Genomic DNA, 18,805 nt, shown 5'->3' on the forward strand with positions numbered 1-18,805 from the left:
TTTTAGGGTTATGCACTTACATTGCATAGATAAACAGGATTTTGCGGAGGAATATGAATATAACTTATTGTTATGGAAAAAAATTCATTATTTGTTTTTGGAAATAAGTACCAAAGGTAATTATTTCTTATGATTCATCTGTTTGAACAATTTTTGCGCAATTATTTTAATGCGTGATCTGCCGCCCAAAAAGTAAACAAAGCTGCCAATACCCCTACTATTAACGTTTGTGTGACATATTATTAACATCCTAAAGGAGAAAAAAAGCCATGAGCCAAGTACACAAACACGCTATTCCCGCAAACATTGCGGACCGTTGCCTGATAAACCCGGAGCAGTACCAGGCCATGTATCAACAGTCGATACAGGACCCGGATGCGTTTTGGGGCGAACAAGGGAAAATTCTCGACTGGATCAAACCGTACAAAAAGGTGAAAAACACCTCTTTTGCGCCGGGAAACATCTCTATCAAGTGGTATGAGGACGGCACGCTTAATTTAGCCGCAAACTGCCTCGACCGGCACCTGAAAGAACGGGGCGATCAAACCGCCATTATCTGGGAAGGGGATGACGCGACCCAGAGCAAAAACATCACTTATCGCGAGCTGCATCGCGATGTCTGCCGTTTTGCCAACACTTTGGTTGAACTGGGCATTAAGAAAGGCGATGTTGTCGCGATTTATATGCCAATGGTGCCGGAAGCCGCCGTTGCCATGCTGGCCTGCGCGCGCATTGGCGCCGTGCATTCCGTGATCTTTGGCGGTTTCTCGCCGGAAGCCGTAGCCGGACGCATCATCGACTCCAGCTCTCGCCTGGTGATCACCGCCGATGAAGGCGTGCGCGCCGGGCGCTCAATTCCGCTGAAAAAGAACGTGGATGACGCGCTTAAAAACCCAAATGTGAAAACCGTTGAGCACGTTATTGTCCTGAAGCGCACCGGCGGCAAAATCGACTGGCACCAGAACCGCGACCTGTGGTGGCACGAGCTGACAGAGAAAGCCAGCGACCAGCACCAGCCGGTGGAAATGAACGCTGAAGATCCGCTGTTCATCCTCTATACCTCCGGCTCCACCGGCAAGCCAAAAGGCGTGCTGCACACCACCGGCGGCTATCTGGTGTATGCCGCGACCACCTTTAAATATGTCTTCGACTACCATCCGGGCGATGTCTACTGGTGTACCGCCGACGTGGGCTGGGTGACCGGGCACAGCTACCTGCTTTACGGCCCGCTGGCCTGCGGCGCGATCACGCTGATGTTTGAGGGCGTGCCTAACTGGCCGAAGCCAAACCGCATGGCGCAGGTGGTCGACAAACATAAGGTGAATATTCTCTACACCGCGCCAACCGCCATTCGTGCGCTGATGGCCGAAGGGGATAAAGCCACCGAAGGCACTGACCGCTCTTCGCTGCGTATTCTTGGTTCCGTGGGCGAGCCCATCAACCCGGAAGCCTGGGAGTGGTACTGGAAGCACATCGGCAATGAGAAATGCCCGGTGATGGACACCTGGTGGCAGACGGAAACCGGTGGCTTTATGATCACCCCGCTGCCGGGCGCGACCGAGCTGAAAGCGGGCTCCGCGACCCAGCCGTTCTTTGGCGTTCAGCCCGCATTGGTGGATAACGAAGGCAATCCGCAGCTGGGTGCTACCGAAGGCAACCTGACCATTACCGATTCCTGGCCAGGCCAGGCACGCACGCTGTTCGGGGACCACGAGCGCTTCGAGCAGACCTACTTCTCCACTTTCAAAAACATGTACTTCAGCGGCGACGGCGCGCGCCGTGACGAAGACGGTTATTACTGGATCACCGGCCGCGTGGATGACGTGCTGAACGTGTCCGGCCATCGCCTGGGTACCGCCGAGATTGAATCAGCGCTGGTGTCGCATCCGAAGATTGCCGAAGCCGCGGTGGTGGGGATTCCGCACAACATTAAAGGCCAGGCGATTTACGCCTACGTGACGCTGAACCACGGCGAAGAGCCGACGCCGGAGCTGTACGCCGAGGTGCGCAATTGGGTGCGGAAAGAGATTGGCCCGCTTGCCACGCCGGACGTGCTGCACTGGACAGATTCGCTGCCGAAAACCCGCTCCGGCAAGATCATGCGCCGTATTTTGCGCAAGATTGCCTCCGGCGACACCAGCAACCTGGGCGATACCTCCACCCTCGCCGACCCGGGCGTAGTAGAAAAACTGCTGGAAGAAAAACAGGCTTTATCCATACCTTCGTAGCCTTGTTCTACCCCTCTCCCGTTCAGGGAGAGGGTCGGGGTGAGGACATCTGACCGTACCTTTCCCCTCACCCTAACCCGCTCCCCACAGGGGAGAGGGAATAAAAAAACCTACAAAAACCTCTGGAGATTCTGTGATGAATGACACCATTTATCAGCGGATAGAAAGCAGTGCGCATTTCAGGGAGTTGGTTTCCAAAAGGCAACGGTTTGCCGCCCTTCTGTCACTGATTATGTTAGTGATTTACGTTGGTTTTATTTTGCTGATTGCCTTCGCACCCGCGTGGCTTGGCACCCCGCTGCATGACGGCACCAGCGTCACGCGGGGCATCCCTATCGGCATCGGCGTGATCGTTATTTCCTTCCTGCTCACCGGGATTTATGTCTGGCGTGCTAACGGCGAATTTGACCGCCTGAATAACGAAGTGCTGCGTGAAGTGGGGGTTAAATGAAGCGTTTTCTTACGGTCTTTGCCGCTCTGCTGCCGGCCGGTGCCTTTGCCGCCGATGCCATAACCGGCGACGTGCAGCGCCAGCCAACCAACTGGCAGGCGATCATCATGTTCCTGATTTTCGTCGCGCTGACGATGTATATCACTTACTGGGCGTCCAAGCGCGTTCGCTCCCGCAGCGACTATTACACCGCGGGCGGCAACATTACCGGTTTCCAGAATGGCCTTGCGATTGCCGGTGACTTCATGTCGGCGGCCTCGTTCCTCGGAATTTCCGCGCTGGTGTACACCTCCGGCTACGACGGCCTGATTTACTCCCTGGGTTTCCTGGTCGGCTGGCCGATTATCCTGTTCCTGATTGCCGAGCGCCTGCGTAACCTGGGCCGCTATACCTTTGCCGATGTGGCGTCGTATCGCCTCAAGCAGGGGCCAATCCGCACGCTGTCGGCCTGCGGGTCGCTGGTGGTGGTCGCCCTTTATCTGATTGCCCAGATGGTTGGCGCCGGTAAGCTCATCGAGCTGCTGTTCGGCCTGAACTACCACGTCGCCGTGGTGCTGGTGGGCGTGCTGATGGTGATGTACGTGCTGTTTGGCGGCATGCTGGCGACGACATGGGTGCAAATCATCAAGGCCGTGCTGCTGCTGTTCGGCGCAAGCTTCATGGCGTTTATGGTGATGAAGCACGTCGGCTTCAGCTTCAACAACCTGTTCAATGAGGCAATGGCGGTTCACCCTAAAGGCGCGGCGATCATGAGCCCTGGCGGGCTGGTGAAAGACCCTATTTCTGCGCTGTCTCTGGGCCTCGGCCTGATGTTTGGCACCGCTGGCCTGCCGCATATTCTGATGCGCTTCTTCACCGTGAGCGACGCCCGCGAAGCGCGTAAAAGCGTGTTTTACGCCACCGGCTTCATGGGTTACTTCTACATTCTGACCTTTATCATCGGTTTTGGCGCCATTATGTTAGTAGGTGCTAACCCAGCGTTTAAAGACGCGGCGGGCGCGCTGATTGGCGGCAACAATATGGCGGCGGTTCACCTTGCCGACGCGGTGGGCGGGAACCTGTTCCTCGGCTTTATCTCTGCGGTTGCCTTCGCCACCATCCTCGCGGTTGTGGCCGGGTTAACGCTGGCGGGCGCTTCGGCGGTATCTCACGATCTTTACGCCAACGTCTTCCGCAAAGGCGCGTCCGAACGCGATGAGCTGAAAGTGTCGAAAATCACCGTTCTGGTGCTGGGCGTGGTGGCTATCCTGCTGGGTATTCTGTTTGAAAAACAGAACATTGCTTTCATGGTGGGGCTGGCATTCTCCATTGCCGCGAGCTGTAACTTCCCGATTATCCTGCTGTCGATGTACTGGTCGAAGCTGACCACGCGCGGCGCAATGATTGGCGGCTGGCTCGGCCTGCTGACGGCGGTGGTGCTGATGATTCTGGGCCCGACTATCTGGGTGCAGATCCTCGGCCATGAAAAAGCGGTCTTCCCGTACGAGTACCCGGCGCTGTTCTCCATTCTGATTGCGTTTGTCGGCATCTGGCTGTTCTCGATTACCGATAATACGCCGGAAGGTAAGCTGGAGCGGGAGAAGTTCCGCGCGCAGTTTATTCGCTCTCAAACCGGTATCGGCATCGATCAGGGGCGAGCTCACTAGTTAGTAAGTACTTACCGGGGCTATATCTGCCCCGGTAGGTTAAAACATCAGCCAGCTGACCAGCGGTGCGACCAAAACCGTCACCACGCCGGACAGCATCATCACCAGGCTGGCAATCACCCCTTCCTGCGGCCCCAGCTCATAAGAGCGAGCGGTACCCGCGCCGTGAGAAGCCGCGCCGAACCCCGCGCCTTTGGCTATCCCTTCCCTGATCGACAGGCGCAGAAACAGCACGTCCCCCACCGCCATGCCGAACACGCCGGTGATCACCACAAACAGCGCCACCAGTTCAGGCTCACCGCCGATGGGCTTCGCGGCCGCCAGGGCAAAAGGCGTGGTAATTGAGCGCACGGCCAGGCTGCGCTGAATGCCGTCCGGCAGGGTAAATAAGCGGGCCAGCCAAATCGAGCTGGTTACCGCCACCACCATCGCCGTCAGCACGCCAGCAGAAAGCGACATCCAGTGACGTTTTATCACCCGAAGGTTGTCATACACCGGCACCGCAAAAGCGATGGTGGCAGGCCCAAGCAGCCACAGCAGCCAGTGCGCCTCTCCCATGTAGTTGCTATAGGAGATATGGCCGAAGACGAGCATCCCCACCAGCAGCACCGGCGTAAAAACCAGCGGCATCAGCGGCAGTTTGCGAAAACGGCGATACAGGCGTTTATTGGCGAAGTAGAAAACCAGCGTGACCACAAGGCACAGCACGCTGAGCTGGAAGTTAGTCATTGCGGGACTGCCTGCGAGCTTCGCGAGCCAGTTCAAAGCGGTAGACTTTTTCCACCACAAAGGCCGTGCTGCCGAGCACCAGCACGGTGCTGACCGCTATCACGGCAAAAATACGCCAGCCCTCCACCATCAGCAGCTGCGAGTAGTTCACCACGGCCACAACCGCCGGGACGAAGAACAGCAGCATCTCGGCCAGCAGCCATTTCGACCCTTCCCTGACCCATTTCAGCGGCACAATACGGCACACAATCAGCGCCAGCAGGAGCAACATCCCCACCAGGTTCGCGGGCAGCGGCAAATGCCCCCACGTCACCAACTGTTCGGCAAAAACAAAAAGTCCGGCGTACAGCGCAACCTGTACGGGGACACGCAGGCTATGCATTACAGCAGGCGTAAAACGGCCTAACGCCAAAGCCATGATCGGTGCTCCAGAAAAAATACCAGCCCCGATTATAGAGAGCGGTTCATCGCTACTGAAATGAATTAAAATCATTGCAGGTATAGTTAATGGGAATAGTTATGGACATCAGAACGCTGCGTTATTTCGTTGAAGTCGTCCGCCAGCAGAGCTTCACCCGGGCGGCGGAGAAGATGTTCGTCACGCAGCCCACCATCAGCAAAATGCTGCGCAACCTCGAGGATGAGCTGAACTGCACGCTGCTGATCCGCGACGGCCGCCGCCTGCTGCTGACCGACACCGGCCAGGTAGTATTCCAGCGCGGGCTGGCTATCCTCGCTGAGTTTCGCCAGCTCGAAGCCGAGCTGGGTGATATCAAGCAGCTCACCAACGGCGTGCTGCGCCTCGGCATTCCGCCAATGGTCGGCACGCTGATGACCGGCCCGATAGGCGTGTATCAGCACCGCTACCCCGGCGTGGAGTTCAAGATTTCCGAATTCGGCGGGCTGACGGTGCAGCAGGCGGTGCTTAACGGCGATCTGGATTTGGCGGTAACGGCCATGCCCGTAGAAGATGAAGACGCGCTGACGGTTATGCCGCTGTTCCGCCATCCGCTCTGCGTGCTGGTGCCCCGCTCCGGCCCGTGGATTGGCCGCACCAGCGTTGATCCGGCGGAGCTCGCCGAGCACCCGCTGCTTATCTACAACGAAGATTTCTCCCTTAGCCGCCAGCTGATGCAGCTGTTTGCCGACCACGGTTTTACCCCGCGCATTGCGGTGCGCAGCGGGCAGTGGGATTTCCTGGCGGCGATGGTACAGGGCGGCGTGGGGATTGCCGTGCTGCCGGAGCCGATTTGCCGCAAGCTCGACCACACCACGCTGATGTGGCTGCCGCTGAACAGCAACCTGAGCTGGCAGTTAGGGATGATTTGGCGTGAAGGGGTGTATATTTCGCAGAGCGCGCAGGCGTGGATTGATTGCTGCAGAGAGTTCTGGCCGGCAGTGGAAACCGGCCAGAACTAGCGGGATTACTCTTTTTCGATCAGCAGCGCTTCCAGCAGGTCGAGATCGTGCAGGAGTTTTTGCAGGGTCTCATTGCTGATTTGCTGGGTGGCGCGCAGATGGTAAAGCTCAGCGCGCTCTGAACGCAGCGCCGTCAGGCGGAAGCGGCGCTCAAGGTTCTCTTCAAGCTCGCTGCTTTCTACGTCATTACGTCCGTCTGCGCGGCGGCGTAAATTCCCGATAACCCGCGAACTCACCTCTTTCAGTAGCTGGTCATCGATGTTCTCTTCGCTGTCCGCGGCGAGGCGCTCCTCCATTTTCTGGATAGCGACAATCGCCACTTCGGCCGTGGCGGACCGGGCCAGCCGCTCCTCTTTGCGCGACAGAGATTTATCCCCAACCTCAACGTTTCGCAGCAGAATCGGCAGCATGATGACCCCGGCAAACAGCGAGAACAGGATCACGCCTGCGGAGAGGAAAATCAGCTCATAGCGCGCCGGAAAAGGCGTGCCGTCGTTCAGCAACAGCGGAATAGAAAGCACACCGGCCAGGGTGATGGCCCCGCGCACGCCGGCAAAAGAGGCAATACCCAGCTCGCGGGTGGTGAAAGAGCCAAACTCCAGCGGGCGCTTTTTCAAAAAGCGCAGGCTGAGGCGCTTCATCGACCACAGCCACAGGAAACGCACCGCAATCAGGGCGAAATAGATCATCGCCACGTCGAGGAACAGCATCCACAGCTCAACATTCGGATCGGCATTAGCCGCCGCAACTGATGTTTCGAGAATGCCCGGCAGCTGCAGGCCCAGCAGCAGGAAGACCATGCCGTTGAACACAAACTCCAGCATCGCCCAGACGCTGTTCGCGCGCAGGCGCATGGTCAGCGGGGCGCTACGCAGCACGCCGGAACGGGTAATGGTCATCCCTGCGGCTACCGCCGCCAGAATGCCGGAAACGCCGATGTGTTCAGCAATCAGGTAAGAGGCGAACGGCAGCAGAAGCAGCAGCAGGATTTGGGTGGCGGGTTCGTCCCCGCTCCAGCGGCTCATCAGGCGCAGCGATTTGCCGTACAGCCAGCTGACCGCAATCCCCGCCAGCAGGCCGCCAATGGCAACCTTGAAGAACTCAAGCGAAGCCCCGCCAACGCTAAAGGCCATCGCTCCCACGGCGACCGCCACCGCAAGCTTCAGAGAAACCAGGCCAGAGGCGTCGTTCATCAATGCTTCGCCCTGCAATATTCCCATGATCTTCTTCGGAATCCGCCCTTCGCCGACAATCCCGGACAGCGCCACGGCGTCCGTCGGTGACAGCACGGCGGCCAGCGCAAAAGCAGGCACCAGCGGAATGCCCGGCACCAGGAAGTAAATCAGGAAGCCGATGCCAACCACGGTGACCAGCACCAGCACCAGCGCCAGGCCAATAATTTCGCGGCCATGATGGAGAAATTCATGAGTGGGCGTTTTCCAGCCGTCGGCAAACAGCAGCGGCGGAATGAACAGGACCAGGAACAGCTCAGGGTCGAATTCAACGTGTAAGCCAAAGTGCGGCCAGGCAAGCAGCGCCCCGATGGCGATTTGCATTAACGGCAGTGGGATCTGAAACGGCAACATACGTGTTACCACCCCAGAGAGGGAGACCACGAGGGTCATAATCAAGATTGTGAAGAAAATTTCCATGTTTTCCCTGAACGTGATGTGTGATTTGAAGCGTCACTCTTAGCGGTTGTTTTTATAATAAAACAACTTTTTGCATCACATTGGAACCGGAAATGCCCGAAGTGGGTGAAAGCGGCGGGTTACAGAGCGCAACCCGCACGAATTGAAAATCAGATAGCCCAGCCGCCAGCGTAGAACGCCACCAGCGCAACGGCAATAACGACGGTGCCGATGTTCAGCTTGCGCCATTCACCGGATACTACGCGGCCAATCACCAGAGAAGCAAAGCCGATCATTATCCCGGTTACGATGTTGCAGGTCAGCACAATGAATACCGCGGTAATCAGCCCGGCCATCGCATCCACGAAGTCCGCAAAGTCAATTTTGGCGACGTTGCTCAGCATCAGCAGGCCAACATACATCAGCGCAGGTGCCGTGGCATATGCCGGTACCAGGTAAGAGAGCGGCGACAGGAACAGGATCAGCAGGAACAGCACGCCAACGGTGATGGCCGTCAGGCCGGTTTTGCCGCCTGCCGCGGTACCCGCTGCAGATTCGATGTAAACCGCCGCCGGGGCTGCGCCCACCAGGCCGGAGAACACGCTGCTCAGGGAGTCGGTAGTCAGCGCTTTGCCGCCGTCAATGATCTGGCCGTCTTTATCCAGCAGGTTTGCCTGACCGGCTACCGCGCGGATAGTGCCGGTGGCGTCAAACACGGCTGTCATCACCAGCGCCAGCACGCTCGGCAGGATGATCGGGTTCAGCGCGCCCATGATATCCAGGCTGCCAATCAGCGAGTTGCCTTTGTCATCGCTCAGCGACGGCATGGCGAAAACTCCGGAGAAATGCACGTTCGGGTCGAAGATCAGGCCGACAATGGACACGCCGATAATGGTCAGCAGAATGCCGCCCGGCACCTTCAGTTTTTCCAGACCAATGATCACCGCCAGGCCAATCAGCGACATGATCACCGGGAAGCTGGCGAAATGCCCCAGCGCAACCGGCAGCCCGTCCAGCGGGTTTTTAATCACCAGGCCGACGCCGTTCGCGGCAATCAGCAGCAGGAACAGGCCGATACCGATCCCGGTGCCGTGCGCCACGCCCATCGGCAAATTGCGCAAAATCCAGCTACGAATGCCGGTGGCAGAGATAATGGTGAACAGAACGCCCATCAGGAATACCGCGCCAAGGGCGACCGGCACGCTGATGTGCTGGCCGAGCACCAGGCTAAAGGCGGTGAAGGCGGTCAGCGAGATAGCGCAGCCGATTGCCAGCGGCAGGTTCGCCCACAGGCCCATCACGATGGAACCCACGCCCGCCACCAGGCAGGTAGCCACAAAGACCGCCGCCGGTGGGAACCCGGCTTTGCCGAGCATTCCCGGCACAACGATCACCGAGTAAACCATAGCAAGGAAGGTTGTCAGACCGGCGACAACTTCCTGACGCACGGTGCTGCCGCGTGCAGAGATTTTGAACCAGGCGTCGAGCGAACCGCCGGCGCGCGGAGAAGGTGTAGACATAGTGAAAAATCCCCTGAGATTTTTAGAATGACGTTTGCCCGGGTGGTGGACAACCCGCTGCCAGTTAAACGTTGTCTCCCTGCGCTACGATTGTGACAAAGGGGTGTCACAAAAAAGCAATCGTTTAACTCCACACGGACAAATCGGTGTTACAGAATTAAGGCAAACGATTATCCTGCCTTCCTGACGGGATTTTCAACTTAACTTTTGCGATTTTCGCGGAAAATATGCTCAGCTGATGAATTAATCGCCTTGCGATGCGCAAACGTTATCGTCAATGCGCAATTTCGCAACAAAAACGCAAAAGAGTTGGGCTGATTTTCCCTCGCTTCGCTTCTGCGGCGATCACGTTCCAGGGATCTTAAAAGGGCCGCCTTGATGTAACGCCCGCTGCCAGGCGGGGCGCGTTTGCACATTTTTCATCCACGCCTGGGTGTACGGCATGTCGTTGACTTCGCCTCTCTCCAGCAGCGCGGCCACCGGGAAACTCATCTGAATATCTGCCGCGCTGAACTGTTGCCCGGCGAACCACGGGTGCTGGCTCAGGTGATCCTCGATAAAACGGGCATGGGTGGTGAGTTGCTTATTCAGCCAGGCTTTCTGCACGCCCTGCCCCAACGCTTTGCCCACCGGGCGCAGTGGCCAGGGCACCGGGGCTTTGCCGAGGCTGCCGAACACCAGCTTCATTAACAGCAGCGGCATCAGCGACCCTTCGGCGTAATGCAGCCAAAAGCGGTACTGGATTTTGTCGTTAATGTCCTGCGGCTTCAGGTGGTTTTCGCTGTCGTAGGTTTCCTGCAGGTACTCAAGAATGGCACCTGATTCCGCCAGGATGTGGCCGCTATCTTCCACCACCGGGGATTTGCCCAGCGGATGGATTTTTTTTAGCGCTTCCGGGGCAAGCATGGTGGCTTCCCGCTGATAACGCACGATCTGGTAGGGCTGCGCCAGTTCTTCCAGCATCCAGAGTACGCGCTGGGAACGGGAGTTATTGAGGTGATGCACCGTGAGCATGAGGTAACCCTCTGTTTAGCCAGATGGAATAATTATAGGAAAGCCTTCACGCATCACATGTCAAAAAAATGAACAAAAAAAGAACAATTGACCTTGCAAAGTGAAGGGACAGACCTACACTTAAATTGTCGGTGCAGACCGGAACCTCCAAAGTCAGTGAAGTGTGTACGTAGGTATGTGTAAGCGTTATCGAGGGGTGCCGACGTCGGGGGAAACCCTCCTGTCAGAACGGGATAGAGCGAAAGACAAAGACCGGAAAACAACTAAAGCGCCCTTGTGGCGCTTTAGTTTTATATGGCAACGGACGATCTCTGTTAAGCAATGCAGCTACTGAAGACGCCATTAATAAACCGGGCAAATCAATTCATTGATTTTCGGCTAATAACAACAAAGAGGGAAAAACCACGCTTTTTCCCTCTTTGTTAGCCGTCTTGAGCACCCTTGTGGCGCTTTAGTTTTATGTTTGAAAGATAATTTTCAATCTTCCAACAGCCTTGCGCCGGTACCCTGCTCGCCCAGCTTGTCTCCAGGATTACGCAGCGGGCACTCTGCCCCGGATAAACAGCCACAGCCAATGCAGCCATTCAGTTCGTCACGCAGCGCGGTCAGCGTGGCAATGCGGTGGTTCAGCTCTTCGCGCCATTGCGATGACAGCTTCTTCCAGTCGTTTTTGTTGATCGAATGGCCGTCGGGCAGCACACCAAACGCATCCCCGACGGTGCTCAACGGAATGCCAATGCGCTGCGCAATTTTTATTATCGCCACCGTTCGCAGCACATCACGCTGATAACGCCGCTGATTGCCTGCATTTCTCGTACTTTTAATCAGACCTTTGCTTTCGTAAAAGTGAAGCGCGGAGACGGCCACGCCGCTGCGCTTCGCCACTTCACCGGGCGTTAACAGCGTTTTTATTCGGGGCAATTTCTTTTCCATAATGCTCTTTACCTCAAGTTAACTTGAGGAATTATACTCCCTGGCAATGAAACTAGCTAACCCGGAAATGAGGACGACTCATGGCTCACCAGGACATCATTTATACGTTGACTGAATGGATTGATGAACATATTGACCAGCCGCTGAACATCGACGTGGTGGCGAAAAAATCAGGTTATTCAAAATGGTACTTGCAGCGAATGTTCCGCACCGTCATGCACCAGACGCTGGGTGAGTACATCCGCCAGCGCCGCCTGTTGATGGCTGCCACCGCGCTACGCACTACCCAGCGCCCTATTTTTGATATCGCGATGGACTACGGGTATGTCTCGCAGCAAACCTTCTCCCGCGTGTTCCGCCGTGAGTTTGACCGTACCCCAACGGATTACCGCCATCAGGCCTAAGAAAACCAACAGGAGTTGGAGTGAAAAAGTTAAGTTTTGCCATTTTGGCCATCGGACTTGCCTCAATGGCCGCTCAGGCGGCAACCATTTATACCGCGTTCCCTGACAGCGTTAATCCGAAACAGAAATACGTTTTTTATACGCACGGGAAAGTGTTAGAGGGAAATATTGACCGGCCGAGTAATCCAAATAAACCGCAGTGGGGCGTTTACGATTTCCCGGCGGTGAAAGAGAAGCTCAGCGATGATGGCTACAACCTGATTGCTTATCACAGAGCCAAAGATACTCAGCCAGACCAGTATGCCGAGAAGCTAAAGCAGGATGTGAACACGCTGATTGCAAAAGGCGTTCCGGCTAAGAATATTACGCTTGTCGGCTTCTCACGCGGCGGCGAAATTACCATTCTGGCGGCAAGCAAACTGCAGAATAAGGCACTCAACGTTGTCATTCTGGCGGGATGTACTCATTCCATTCAGGATGACGCCCGCAATCGCCTGTACGGGAACGTGCTCTCCATTTATGAAGCCTCGGATGAAGTGGGTTCCTGCCAGACGATTGTGAACCACAGTCCGGGGATCGTTCATTATAAAGAGATAAAAATCTCTACCGGCCAGCAGCACGGGGCATTTTTCCGCCCTAACCCAGAATGGGTTGTTCCTTTAAAGCAGTGGCTCGCGAGCCACTGAGGCCTTGCGTACGGGGATCCCGCCTGGCGTATAGAGCCAGGCGATAAACTCTTGCGGAGGCAGTGCCTTCGCAAAATACCAGCCCTGGCAATACTCCACGCCGTGATCCACCAGCCACGCCACCTGCGCTTCGGTTTCAACCCCTTCGGCAATCGTCGTTAACTTCAGGCTGTGGGCAATTTCAATGATGTGTTCCACCAGCAAGTGGCTGGCCCGCTCGCTGGCGAGGGAATCAATAAAGCTTTTGTCGATTTTTAAAATATCGACGTTCAGGTACTGCAGATTGTGCAGATTCGAATACCCGGTGCCAAAGTCATCAATGGCGACTTTAAAGCCCGCGTTGCGAAACTCCTGGATAAACGGCCTGGTTTTTTCAACGTCAATAAACCCTCGCTCGGTCACTTCGATTTTTATCTGCCCCGGACGAATGTTGTAGGTTTTAATCCGCTCTGAAAGTACGGTGATTAAGCGTGAAGAGTGAAAATCAGATGCTGAAAGATTAATCGAAATATAGAGGCCGGGATGGTCGGCAAGAAATTCACCAAAATCTTTAAATACGGCATCGACCACATAGTCCGATATTTTGTGAATCAGGCCTTCAGATTCTGCCAGCGGAATAAACGTCCCGGGGCTGATGGTTTGTCCATTAAAATTCACCCACCGCAGCAGCGCCTCTGCCCCCACGCAATAGCCATTTTGAATATCAATAATGGGCTGGTAGTGAAGTTTGAGCTGTTTTCTGGCCAGCGCTCTTAAAAGCATCCGCCGCGGGGAATTTAATTGCTGACGGGTTCGGGACCACATAATTAATATCAGCAGGCTGCAAATAACGCCTAACGGAAGCGTCAGCGTCAGCTGGTGATACCACTGGCGGTTAAACAAGGTTTCTGACGTGGAAACAATCACCGCAATCGGTCTTTTAGCCGACTGGTCGACGGTGTAAAAACGATTATCCTCGGTAAACGCTTTCTCTTTACGCAGAATAAAACTGTGCAGCAGGTCGCTGTCGGCCCCCGGGCTTAAAGAGAAAAAGCTGCGGGTGACGGTGTCGTACACGCCATAAATCAGCGAGCCATCTTCGGACAAAACTTCTGACCAGGTGAGCGGATTAATGACCGCCATATAATGCCCACGCTGCATGTAGGTCATTTTATGCCCGGCATAAAACGGCGTATCCAGATAATAATAAATCGCGACGTCTGGTTTACGGGTATAAGAAGGGAGCGGCGCTGGCAGCGCTTTTAACGGCTTATAGCTGGTCGAGCACAGCAGCTTATCGCCGCTGACGTAAATTAAATCGGCGACAAAAAGTTTACCGCGCACAATATCCAGCATATTTGCCATATGCCGGGGACTGCATATTTCCCCGGAGAAACGTTCCGCCTCGCTACGCGCCTCATTAACATGGCTGATGACGATTTCCGTTTTTTCCATCACCAGTTTGCCAAAAGAGTGCAGATGCTGCTGGGTGTCACTGGTGGCGCGAACATGGGCAAAATAAATTGCCAGCATTATCGGCAGGCAAACGATCAGGACAAAACCTGAGGTACGCAACGCCTTAAGATAAATCCGTTTCACCATGATGCTCACACGTCTCTGCTTTTATGCGCCTGTTTTTATACTTTATTAGAACAACCTGATGACCGCCGATTACGTTGCATCATAAAGCCTGCTTTAGCAATAGCCTTCAGCCGTTAACTCTGCGGAAATTAATTTGCGCAACAAAGAGATAAGAGGAACCGGGATGCTGTTTAGCTTAAGATTTAACCCACCGCGTTAATATGATTTTTTCTGGGGTTAAAGCAGCAGGGAATGATTATTTAAACGAAACTGTGGTAAACGTCAGATAAACAAAATGTTCACGCCTTCCACGTCCTGGTTTTCCTAAAAACCCCCGCCGACTCGGCCTCAAAACCGCGCAAAAAACCATCACAGCGCTGATGATTAAACACACAAAGGTGATATACTTCACATTATCAGTGCAACAGAAAAATAAATTGCAGCTTTTTGAGGAACAAGGTCCATGGCAACAATCACCACCGGCGTGATGCTCATACGCTGGCCGCTGCTTAGTGCGGTTTTGATGTTTTTGGCAAGCAGCCTGAATATTCAGTTTCGCCGCTCGGATTACCGGGCTTTAGCCATAATCAGCAGCGGGCTGGGGATTGCCGCATCCTGCTGGTTTGCCATGGGTTTATTGGGCCTGACGCTCGGCGACTTCCCGATTATCTGGGCGTCGTTTAAAACGGGGCTGGTCGAGATCATCGCCAGAATGCCGCCCGAATGGCCGACAATGATGCCTTAACAGGCTGAGAAGCATTAAAAAAACCGCCTTCATCGGCGGTTTTTTACTTTCAGACGACAAAGCCGTAAGCGCGCAGTATTTGCCGCGCAGCGTCCGAGACCAGGAACGCCCGCAGCGGCTCCGCCCGTTCGTCGCATACCGCCAGCCCATAATCGGCCTGAATATTATAGGACGCCGGGATCTCGAACACCCGCAGTTCACGATGGGCTTGCAGCGCTGCGGCATAGCTTCGGTAACCAATCATCAGATCGGCCTGCCCGCTGGCAATAAGCCACTGCGCCGCAAGCCTGCCGTCGGGCACGGCCTGCGTGTCCGGTCCGCCAACCAGAGCTAAGGCTCGCGGCTGCAGGGCGATGCCAAATTCAGCTTCAAATCTGCCAAAGAACTGCCAGGTATAATCCCCGGACGGATCGCTGCCCGGCGTGGACGTGCCAATGCGTAAGGCCGGATTACTCAATAGCGTTAGCCAGGTACTCTGCTCATCAACGCAGTGCGCCGCCGCCGTCAGGCATAGGGCGTTCCCGGCAAACCGGTGAACCGCCCGAGCTTTGCCCCGCTCCAGCAGCGTGTGCGGGTGCGCCATGTTTGCCGACGCAAACAGCGAACAGTTTTCACCGGCTTCTATACGGGCTCTTAGCAGGCCCGCAGGCCCAAAATGCGTCTCTGTCGGCAAGCTAGTTTCCTGCTCAAACTGGGCCATAAGTGGCTGCCAGACCCACCGCAGGCTTCCCGCCGCCAGAATTTGCAGCGTCATTACTCAACGCCTTCATAGTGGGTGCGGTAAAAACGCTGATACCAGCTGTCGGCCACTTTCTTCATGTCGATGTCTTTGAATCTGGCGGGATACAGTTTTTTCGCCATCCACAGCTCGCCGATCGCCATCGCTTCCGGCATCGGGTAGCCCCAGGCTTTGGCGTATTCTGGCATCAGCCAGACCTGATGGCTTTTCACCGCGTCGATCGGCTGCCACTCGGGCTTGCTGACGATCTCATCCACCACTTTGGGGTAACGATCCTGCACGAAGATCACCTGCGGATCCCAGGCGATCACCTGCTCCATCGACACCTGCTTGAAGCCTTTCACGGTGGACGCCGCCACGTTCAATGCCCCCGCGTGGGCCATCATCAGGCCGGTATATTTCCCGGAGCCGTAGGTGGTCAGGTCAGGGTTGGCCATATAAGCCCGAACCCGCTGGTCTGCCGGGATGTCTTTCAGGCGCTCGCTGACCAGCTTGCGCTCGGCAAAAGTGGCGTCGATCAGCGCTTTGGCCTGTTTCTCTTTATTAACCACTTCACCAATCAGCTCGATGCCTTCTTTCAGGCCGAGATTATAGGCTTGCTCTTCGTCCTGCATCGACGGGTTCAGTTTGCCCTGCTCGCCCGGTGTATCGTGGCGCAGAGAAATCGCAATCACCGGGATGCCGAGTTTGCTAATGCTGTCGATCATCTCCTGCGGTGCATAGTTGGTGACGAACACCACCTGAGGATGCAGCGCCACCAGCTTTTCGGTGTCCACGCTGGTTAAATCCCCTAACTGGGCCTTATGCTCAAGCTCCGGCGCCAGGCGCGCGTAGCCGCTGCCAAGCTGCTGCTTCCAGTTCGCCAGAATGCCAACCACTTTGTCGGTGGCGTTCATTTGCACCAGCAGGTTGAGCGTTTGGTGCTGAAGCACCACGACGCGGTTAACCTCGTCGGGGATCGTGACCTGGCGGCCAAGCTGGTCGGTGAGCGTGCGGTTCGCCAGCGCGGCGAGCGGGGAAAGTACTAATAATGCGCCCAGCGTCAGGCGGCGGGTAAATCGGTTCACGGCGAGAGTCCTTATGATCGTTGTGTATGAAAATATACAGCGATGATTCCCCCGCGCCCAGCGCTTTTAAGGGGTAGAGGTTACTCCGGGAGCAAACTCGCCTTCCCATCCCCAAACGACCAGTCCTCAGCCTTGTTATGGCGAATGACGACCATAACGTCGTTGGGCTGAATGCCCGGTGACTCGGCAAGTTGCTCGGTAATGACCCGGTAAAAACGCTGCTTCATCTCAATACTCCGTGGCTTACCGGCCGTTATCTCAATCAGAAGCCAGTCATCGCTGCGCGGCCCCGCCATATAGTGGCGATCAAACCGCAGCGCTGATTTATCTTGCTCATGAAAAACCTGAAACAGATCTGCCCCCGGCACATCAAATGCCTCCACCAGCGCCCGCTGTATGCTGGATGAAACCGCCGCCAGCCAAGCCTCCGTTTTTCCTTTTAATAAGGTGACATGAAGTACCGGCATTTATTGCTCCTCCCGACGGCATCCGACGATCAGCTTATCCAGTACCTTTAGCGCGCTGTGGGCTGCAGGCCAGCCCGCATAAAATGCCAGATGGGTAATCAGCTCGCTTAACTCCTCATCGCTGACGCCATTTTTGCGCGCTAAATCGAGATGAACAGGCAGCTGTTCAAGCCGGTACAGCGCCAGCAGCGCCGCCACGGTGATCAGGCTGCGATCGCGTTTATTCAGTTCCGGTCTTTCCCAGATATCCATGAATAACAAGTCGTTGCTAAGACTGGCAAGTTTTGGCGCCCGGCTCAAAACCCGTTGAATGTCGTGTGATGTTTCGCCCATGAAGCCTCCCGGCTGTTGTTGACAACCTGAGCATACTCATTGAGTATCATTCTAAAAATCAGATATTTTTTAACCAATAATCCTGATTTTCAGGACAATAACTATGACGAATTTAGATCTAGACGTTCTCCGCACCTTTGTGACGGGCATGGCACTCGGCAGCTTTGCCCGGGCAGCGGACCGGCTGGGGCGATCAACCTCAGCGGTCAGCGCCCAGTTGAAGAAACTGGAAGATCAGGTCGGAACGCCGGTCGTCAAAAAATCAGGCCGGGGCCTGACGCTGACGCCAACCGGCGAAATTGTGTTGAGTTATGCGAAACGCCTGCTGGAGCTGAATGATGCCGCAATGGCTGCGGTGGGCGACACACAGCTGAGTGGGCTCTTACGGGTAGGATTTCAGGAGGATTTTGGTGAGGGCTTGTTAACCGACGTTCTTGGGTCATTTAGTCGCGCCCACCCTGCCGTCATTCTTGAGGCACGTATCGCACGAAACGCAGAGCTGGAGTCCGCCCTCAACCATTCGCAGCTGGATTTGGACTTACTCTGGCAAACGCCATCGGCCTCCGCAGAGAATGAGATCGGTAAAATTCCGCTGCACTGGATGGGCATCCCCGAGCAGGTAGAGGCATGCCTCGCCAATGGTCAGCCGCTACCTTTAGTGGTTTTTGATGCTCCCTGTATTTTACGCCGTCACGCCATTGAGGCACTGGATTGTGCAGGGATCCCCTGGCGGATAGCCTTTACCAGCAGCAGTCTGAACGGCCTATGGGCAGCGGCGCGAGCCGGATTAGGCGTGACGCCAAGAACGCAGGTAGGAAAACCAGCCGATCTCCCGATGATCCAGACGCTTCCCGCTCTCCCTTCATTAGGCATTTGTCTACCAAGAGCCTCATCTGAACCTAACCCGATTCGGGATTGCCTGGCAGACATTATTGAAAAACAGGTGGGCGTTTTTTGCCGTTGAAGCTGAACCAGCGCCAGATTTACGGGTAAAAAGTGCAACCCCAGTTGCCAATCAATGTCCCGGGGTAATTTTTTGTTGTTAATTATTTCTATCCAGCAAAACCTGGTCTGTCCAGACCGTTTTAATACGCAAAATTAGGCCTTTCAGGGGGCTTTTTTTCCTGCCATTGCCAATAGTTGAGAGATCGGATGTCTGGATACCCGTCAAAAGATTCTTCAATCCATTGATTTTAAATTAAAAAAATCGAAAAAAATAAATGATTGAGCGGG

At 55.3% G+C, this 18,805-nt stretch carries 19 protein-coding genes; 8 read left to right on the forward strand and 11 right to left on the reverse strand.

Annotated elements, in window-relative coordinates; all coding sequences use genetic code 11:
- Positions 1 to 269 precede the first annotated feature (269 nt).
- The 3 genes from acs (at position 270) to actP (ending at position 4,325) form a co-directional block, all read left to right on the forward strand.
- The gene (gene acs / locus F3J28_RS15475; protein ID WP_166877534.1) at positions 270 to 2,228 is read left to right on the forward strand and encodes an acetate--CoA ligase; all 1,959 of its coding nucleotides are present in this window, start codon (positions 270 to 272) and stop codon (positions 2,226 to 2,228) included.
- A 136-nt stretch (positions 2,229 to 2,364) separates the two neighbouring features.
- Positions 2,365 to 2,679 carry a DUF485 domain-containing protein gene (locus tag F3J28_RS15480; RefSeq protein ID WP_008455772.1) on the forward strand — a complete coding sequence of 105 codons (315 nt, stop codon included), beginning with the start codon at positions 2,365 to 2,367 and terminating at the stop codon, positions 2,677 to 2,679.
- Positions 2,676 to 4,325: a cation/acetate symporter ActP gene (gene actP, locus F3J28_RS15485; RefSeq protein WP_166877536.1), complete on the forward strand. Its 1,650-nt coding sequence runs from the start codon at positions 2,676 to 2,678 to the stop codon at positions 4,323 to 4,325. The genes F3J28_RS15480 and actP overlap by 4 nt, the downstream gene beginning before the upstream one ends.
- Before the next feature lie 39 nt (positions 4,326 to 4,364).
- On the opposite strand, the gene F3J28_RS15490 is transcribed toward actP, so the two are convergent.
- Both F3J28_RS15490 and F3J28_RS15495 read right to left on the reverse strand, forming a co-directional pair.
- Entirely contained in the window at positions 4,365 to 5,054 is a 690-nt protein-coding gene (locus F3J28_RS15490; protein WP_008455777.1) for an LrgB family protein, read from the reverse strand.
- Complete coding sequence (locus F3J28_RS15495) at positions 5,047 to 5,472, reverse strand: CidA/LrgA family protein (protein ID WP_166877540.1); 426 nt, start codon at positions 5,470 to 5,472, stop codon at positions 5,047 to 5,049. Before F3J28_RS15495 ends, F3J28_RS15490 begins: the two co-directional genes overlap by 8 nt.
- Before the next feature lie 101 nt (positions 5,473 to 5,573).
- Between F3J28_RS15495 and F3J28_RS15500 the strand changes: the two genes are divergently transcribed.
- Positions 5,574 to 6,473 (forward strand): LysR family transcriptional regulator, encoded by a 900-nt coding sequence (locus F3J28_RS15500; RefSeq protein WP_166877685.1) that lies wholly within the window; start codon positions 5,574 to 5,576, stop codon positions 6,471 to 6,473.
- Positions 6,474 to 6,478: 5 nt separating this feature from the next.
- On the opposite strand, the gene F3J28_RS15505 is transcribed toward F3J28_RS15500, so the two are convergent.
- The 4 genes from F3J28_RS15505 to soxR all read right to left on the reverse strand — a co-directional run bounded on the left by F3J28_RS15505 (position 6,479) and on the right by soxR (position 11,571).
- Positions 6,479 to 8,125, reverse strand: a complete 1,647-nt coding sequence (locus F3J28_RS15505; RefSeq protein ID WP_008455781.1) for a Na+/H+ antiporter — start codon at positions 8,123 to 8,125, stop codon at positions 6,479 to 6,481.
- A gap of 149 nt (positions 8,126 to 8,274) precedes the next feature.
- Positions 8,275 to 9,624: a guanine/hypoxanthine transporter GhxP gene (ghxP, locus tag F3J28_RS15510; RefSeq protein WP_039289375.1), complete on the reverse strand. Its 1,350-nt coding sequence runs from the start codon at positions 9,622 to 9,624 to the stop codon at positions 8,275 to 8,277.
- A gap of 345 nt (positions 9,625 to 9,969) precedes the next feature.
- Complete coding sequence (locus F3J28_RS15515; RefSeq protein ID WP_166877543.1) at positions 9,970 to 10,638, reverse strand: glutathione S-transferase family protein; 669 nt, start codon at positions 10,636 to 10,638, stop codon at positions 9,970 to 9,972.
- A gap of 477 nt (positions 10,639 to 11,115) precedes the next feature.
- On the reverse strand, positions 11,116 to 11,571 hold the full coding sequence (soxR, locus tag F3J28_RS15520; RefSeq protein ID WP_039289371.1) for a redox-sensitive transcriptional activator SoxR: 456 nt from the start codon (positions 11,569 to 11,571) through the stop codon (positions 11,116 to 11,118).
- 80 nt (positions 11,572 to 11,651) lie between these two features.
- On the opposite strand from soxR, the gene soxS reads away from it, so the two are divergent.
- Together soxS and F3J28_RS15530 are read left to right on the forward strand one after the other, a co-directional pair.
- The gene (gene soxS, locus F3J28_RS15525; RefSeq protein ID WP_008455787.1) at positions 11,652 to 11,975 is read left to right on the forward strand and encodes a superoxide response transcriptional regulator SoxS; all 324 of its coding nucleotides are present in this window, start codon (positions 11,652 to 11,654) and stop codon (positions 11,973 to 11,975) included.
- A 20-nt stretch (positions 11,976 to 11,995) separates the two neighbouring features.
- The gene (locus F3J28_RS15530) at positions 11,996 to 12,661 is read left to right on the forward strand and encodes an alpha/beta hydrolase family protein (protein ID WP_166877546.1); all 666 of its coding nucleotides are present in this window, start codon (positions 11,996 to 11,998) and stop codon (positions 12,659 to 12,661) included.
- On the opposite strand, the gene pdeC is transcribed toward F3J28_RS15530, so the two are convergent.
- Positions 12,635 to 14,242 (reverse strand): cyclic di-3',5'-guanosine monophosphate phosphodiesterase PdeC, encoded by a 1,608-nt coding sequence (pdeC, locus tag F3J28_RS15535; RefSeq protein ID WP_166877688.1) that lies wholly within the window; start codon positions 14,240 to 14,242, stop codon positions 12,635 to 12,637. The two genes, F3J28_RS15530 and pdeC, sit on opposite strands and share 27 nt — an antisense overlap.
- Before the next feature lie 442 nt (positions 14,243 to 14,684).
- On the opposite strand from pdeC, the gene F3J28_RS15540 reads away from it, so the two are divergent.
- A complete protein-coding gene (locus tag F3J28_RS15540) occupies positions 14,685 to 14,966 on the forward strand; it encodes a YjcB family protein (RefSeq protein WP_008455794.1) in 282 nt (93 codons plus the stop codon).
- 49 nt (positions 14,967 to 15,015) lie between these two features.
- Here F3J28_RS15540 and modA read toward each other — a convergent pair whose 3' ends face one another.
- The 4 genes from modA to F3J28_RS15560 all read right to left on the reverse strand — a co-directional run bounded on the left by modA (position 15,016) and on the right by F3J28_RS15560 (position 17,572).
- Positions 15,016 to 15,720 carry a molybdate ABC transporter substrate-binding protein gene (gene modA, locus F3J28_RS15545; RefSeq protein ID WP_166877549.1) on the reverse strand — a complete coding sequence of 235 codons (705 nt, stop codon included), beginning with the start codon at positions 15,718 to 15,720 and terminating at the stop codon, positions 15,016 to 15,018.
- Positions 15,720 to 16,772 (reverse strand): ABC transporter substrate-binding protein, encoded by a 1,053-nt coding sequence (locus F3J28_RS15550; RefSeq protein ID WP_166877552.1) that lies wholly within the window; start codon positions 16,770 to 16,772, stop codon positions 15,720 to 15,722. Before F3J28_RS15550 ends, modA begins: the two co-directional genes overlap by 1 nt.
- Positions 16,773 to 16,852: 80 nt before the next feature.
- Positions 16,853 to 17,239, reverse strand: a complete 387-nt coding sequence (locus F3J28_RS15555; RefSeq protein WP_166877555.1) for a tautomerase family protein — start codon at positions 17,237 to 17,239, stop codon at positions 16,853 to 16,855.
- Entirely contained in the window at positions 17,240 to 17,572 is a 333-nt protein-coding gene (locus F3J28_RS15560) for a carboxymuconolactone decarboxylase family protein (protein ID WP_166877559.1), read from the reverse strand. It lies immediately after the preceding gene.
- Positions 17,573 to 17,675: 103 nt separating this feature from the next.
- Between F3J28_RS15560 and F3J28_RS15565 the strand changes: the two genes are divergently transcribed.
- Positions 17,676 to 18,536, forward strand: a complete 861-nt coding sequence (locus tag F3J28_RS15565; protein WP_166877562.1) for a LysR family transcriptional regulator — start codon at positions 17,676 to 17,678, stop codon at positions 18,534 to 18,536.
- The last annotated feature ends 269 nt before the right edge of the window (positions 18,537 to 18,805 follow it).

It is taken from the genome of Enterobacter sp. Ap-1006 (assembly GCF_011752835.1).
Taxonomy (GTDB): Bacteria; Pseudomonadota; Gammaproteobacteria; order Enterobacterales; family Enterobacteriaceae; genus Cedecea.

What these genes read in the sequence shown, in the direction of transcription:
- F3J28_RS15490 (WP_008455777.1), bottom strand. Translation starts at nt 5,054, where the DNA reads ATGACTAACTTCCAGCTCAGCGTGCTGTGCCTTGTGGTCACGCTGGTT.
- F3J28_RS15495 (WP_166877540.1), bottom strand. Translation starts at nt 5,472, where the DNA reads ATGGCTTTGGCGTTAGGCCGTTTTACGCCTGCTGTAATGCATAGCCTG.
- F3J28_RS15560 (WP_166877559.1), bottom strand. Translation starts at nt 17,572, where the DNA reads ATGGGCGAAACATCACACGACATTCAACGGGTTTTGAGCCGGGCGCCA.
- F3J28_RS15480 (WP_008455772.1), top strand. Translation starts at nt 2,365, where the DNA reads ATGAATGACACCATTTATCAGCGGATAGAAAGCAGTGCGCATTTCAGG.
- soxR (WP_039289371.1), bottom strand. Translation starts at nt 11,571, where the DNA reads ATGGAAAAGAAATTGCCCCGAATAAAAACGCTGTTAACGCCCGGTGAA.
- F3J28_RS15555 (WP_166877555.1), bottom strand. Translation starts at nt 17,239, where the DNA reads ATGCCGGTACTTCATGTCACCTTATTAAAAGGAAAAACGGAGGCTTGG.
- acs (WP_166877534.1), top strand. Translation starts at nt 270, where the DNA reads ATGAGCCAAGTACACAAACACGCTATTCCCGCAAACATTGCGGACCGT.
- F3J28_RS15540 (WP_008455794.1), top strand. Translation starts at nt 14,685, where the DNA reads ATGGCAACAATCACCACCGGCGTGATGCTCATACGCTGGCCGCTGCTT.
- F3J28_RS15565 (WP_166877562.1), top strand. Translation starts at nt 17,676, where the DNA reads ATGACGAATTTAGATCTAGACGTTCTCCGCACCTTTGTGACGGGCATG.
- pdeC (WP_166877688.1), bottom strand. Translation starts at nt 14,242, where the DNA reads ATGGTGAAACGGATTTATCTTAAGGCGTTGCGTACCTCAGGTTTTGTC.
- F3J28_RS15500 (WP_166877685.1), top strand. Translation starts at nt 5,574, where the DNA reads ATGGACATCAGAACGCTGCGTTATTTCGTTGAAGTCGTCCGCCAGCAG.
- modA (WP_166877549.1), bottom strand. Translation starts at nt 15,720, where the DNA reads ATGACGCTGCAAATTCTGGCGGCGGGAAGCCTGCGGTGGGTCTGGCAG.
- ghxP (WP_039289375.1), bottom strand. Translation starts at nt 9,624, where the DNA reads ATGTCTACACCTTCTCCGCGCGCCGGCGGTTCGCTCGACGCCTGGTTC.
- F3J28_RS15515 (WP_166877543.1), bottom strand. Translation starts at nt 10,638, where the DNA reads ATGCTCACGGTGCATCACCTCAATAACTCCCGTTCCCAGCGCGTACTC.
- F3J28_RS15505 (WP_008455781.1), bottom strand. Translation starts at nt 8,125, where the DNA reads ATGGAAATTTTCTTCACAATCTTGATTATGACCCTCGTGGTCTCCCTC.
- soxS (WP_008455787.1), top strand. Translation starts at nt 11,652, where the DNA reads ATGGCTCACCAGGACATCATTTATACGTTGACTGAATGGATTGATGAA.
- actP (WP_166877536.1), top strand. Translation starts at nt 2,676, where the DNA reads ATGAAGCGTTTTCTTACGGTCTTTGCCGCTCTGCTGCCGGCCGGTGCC.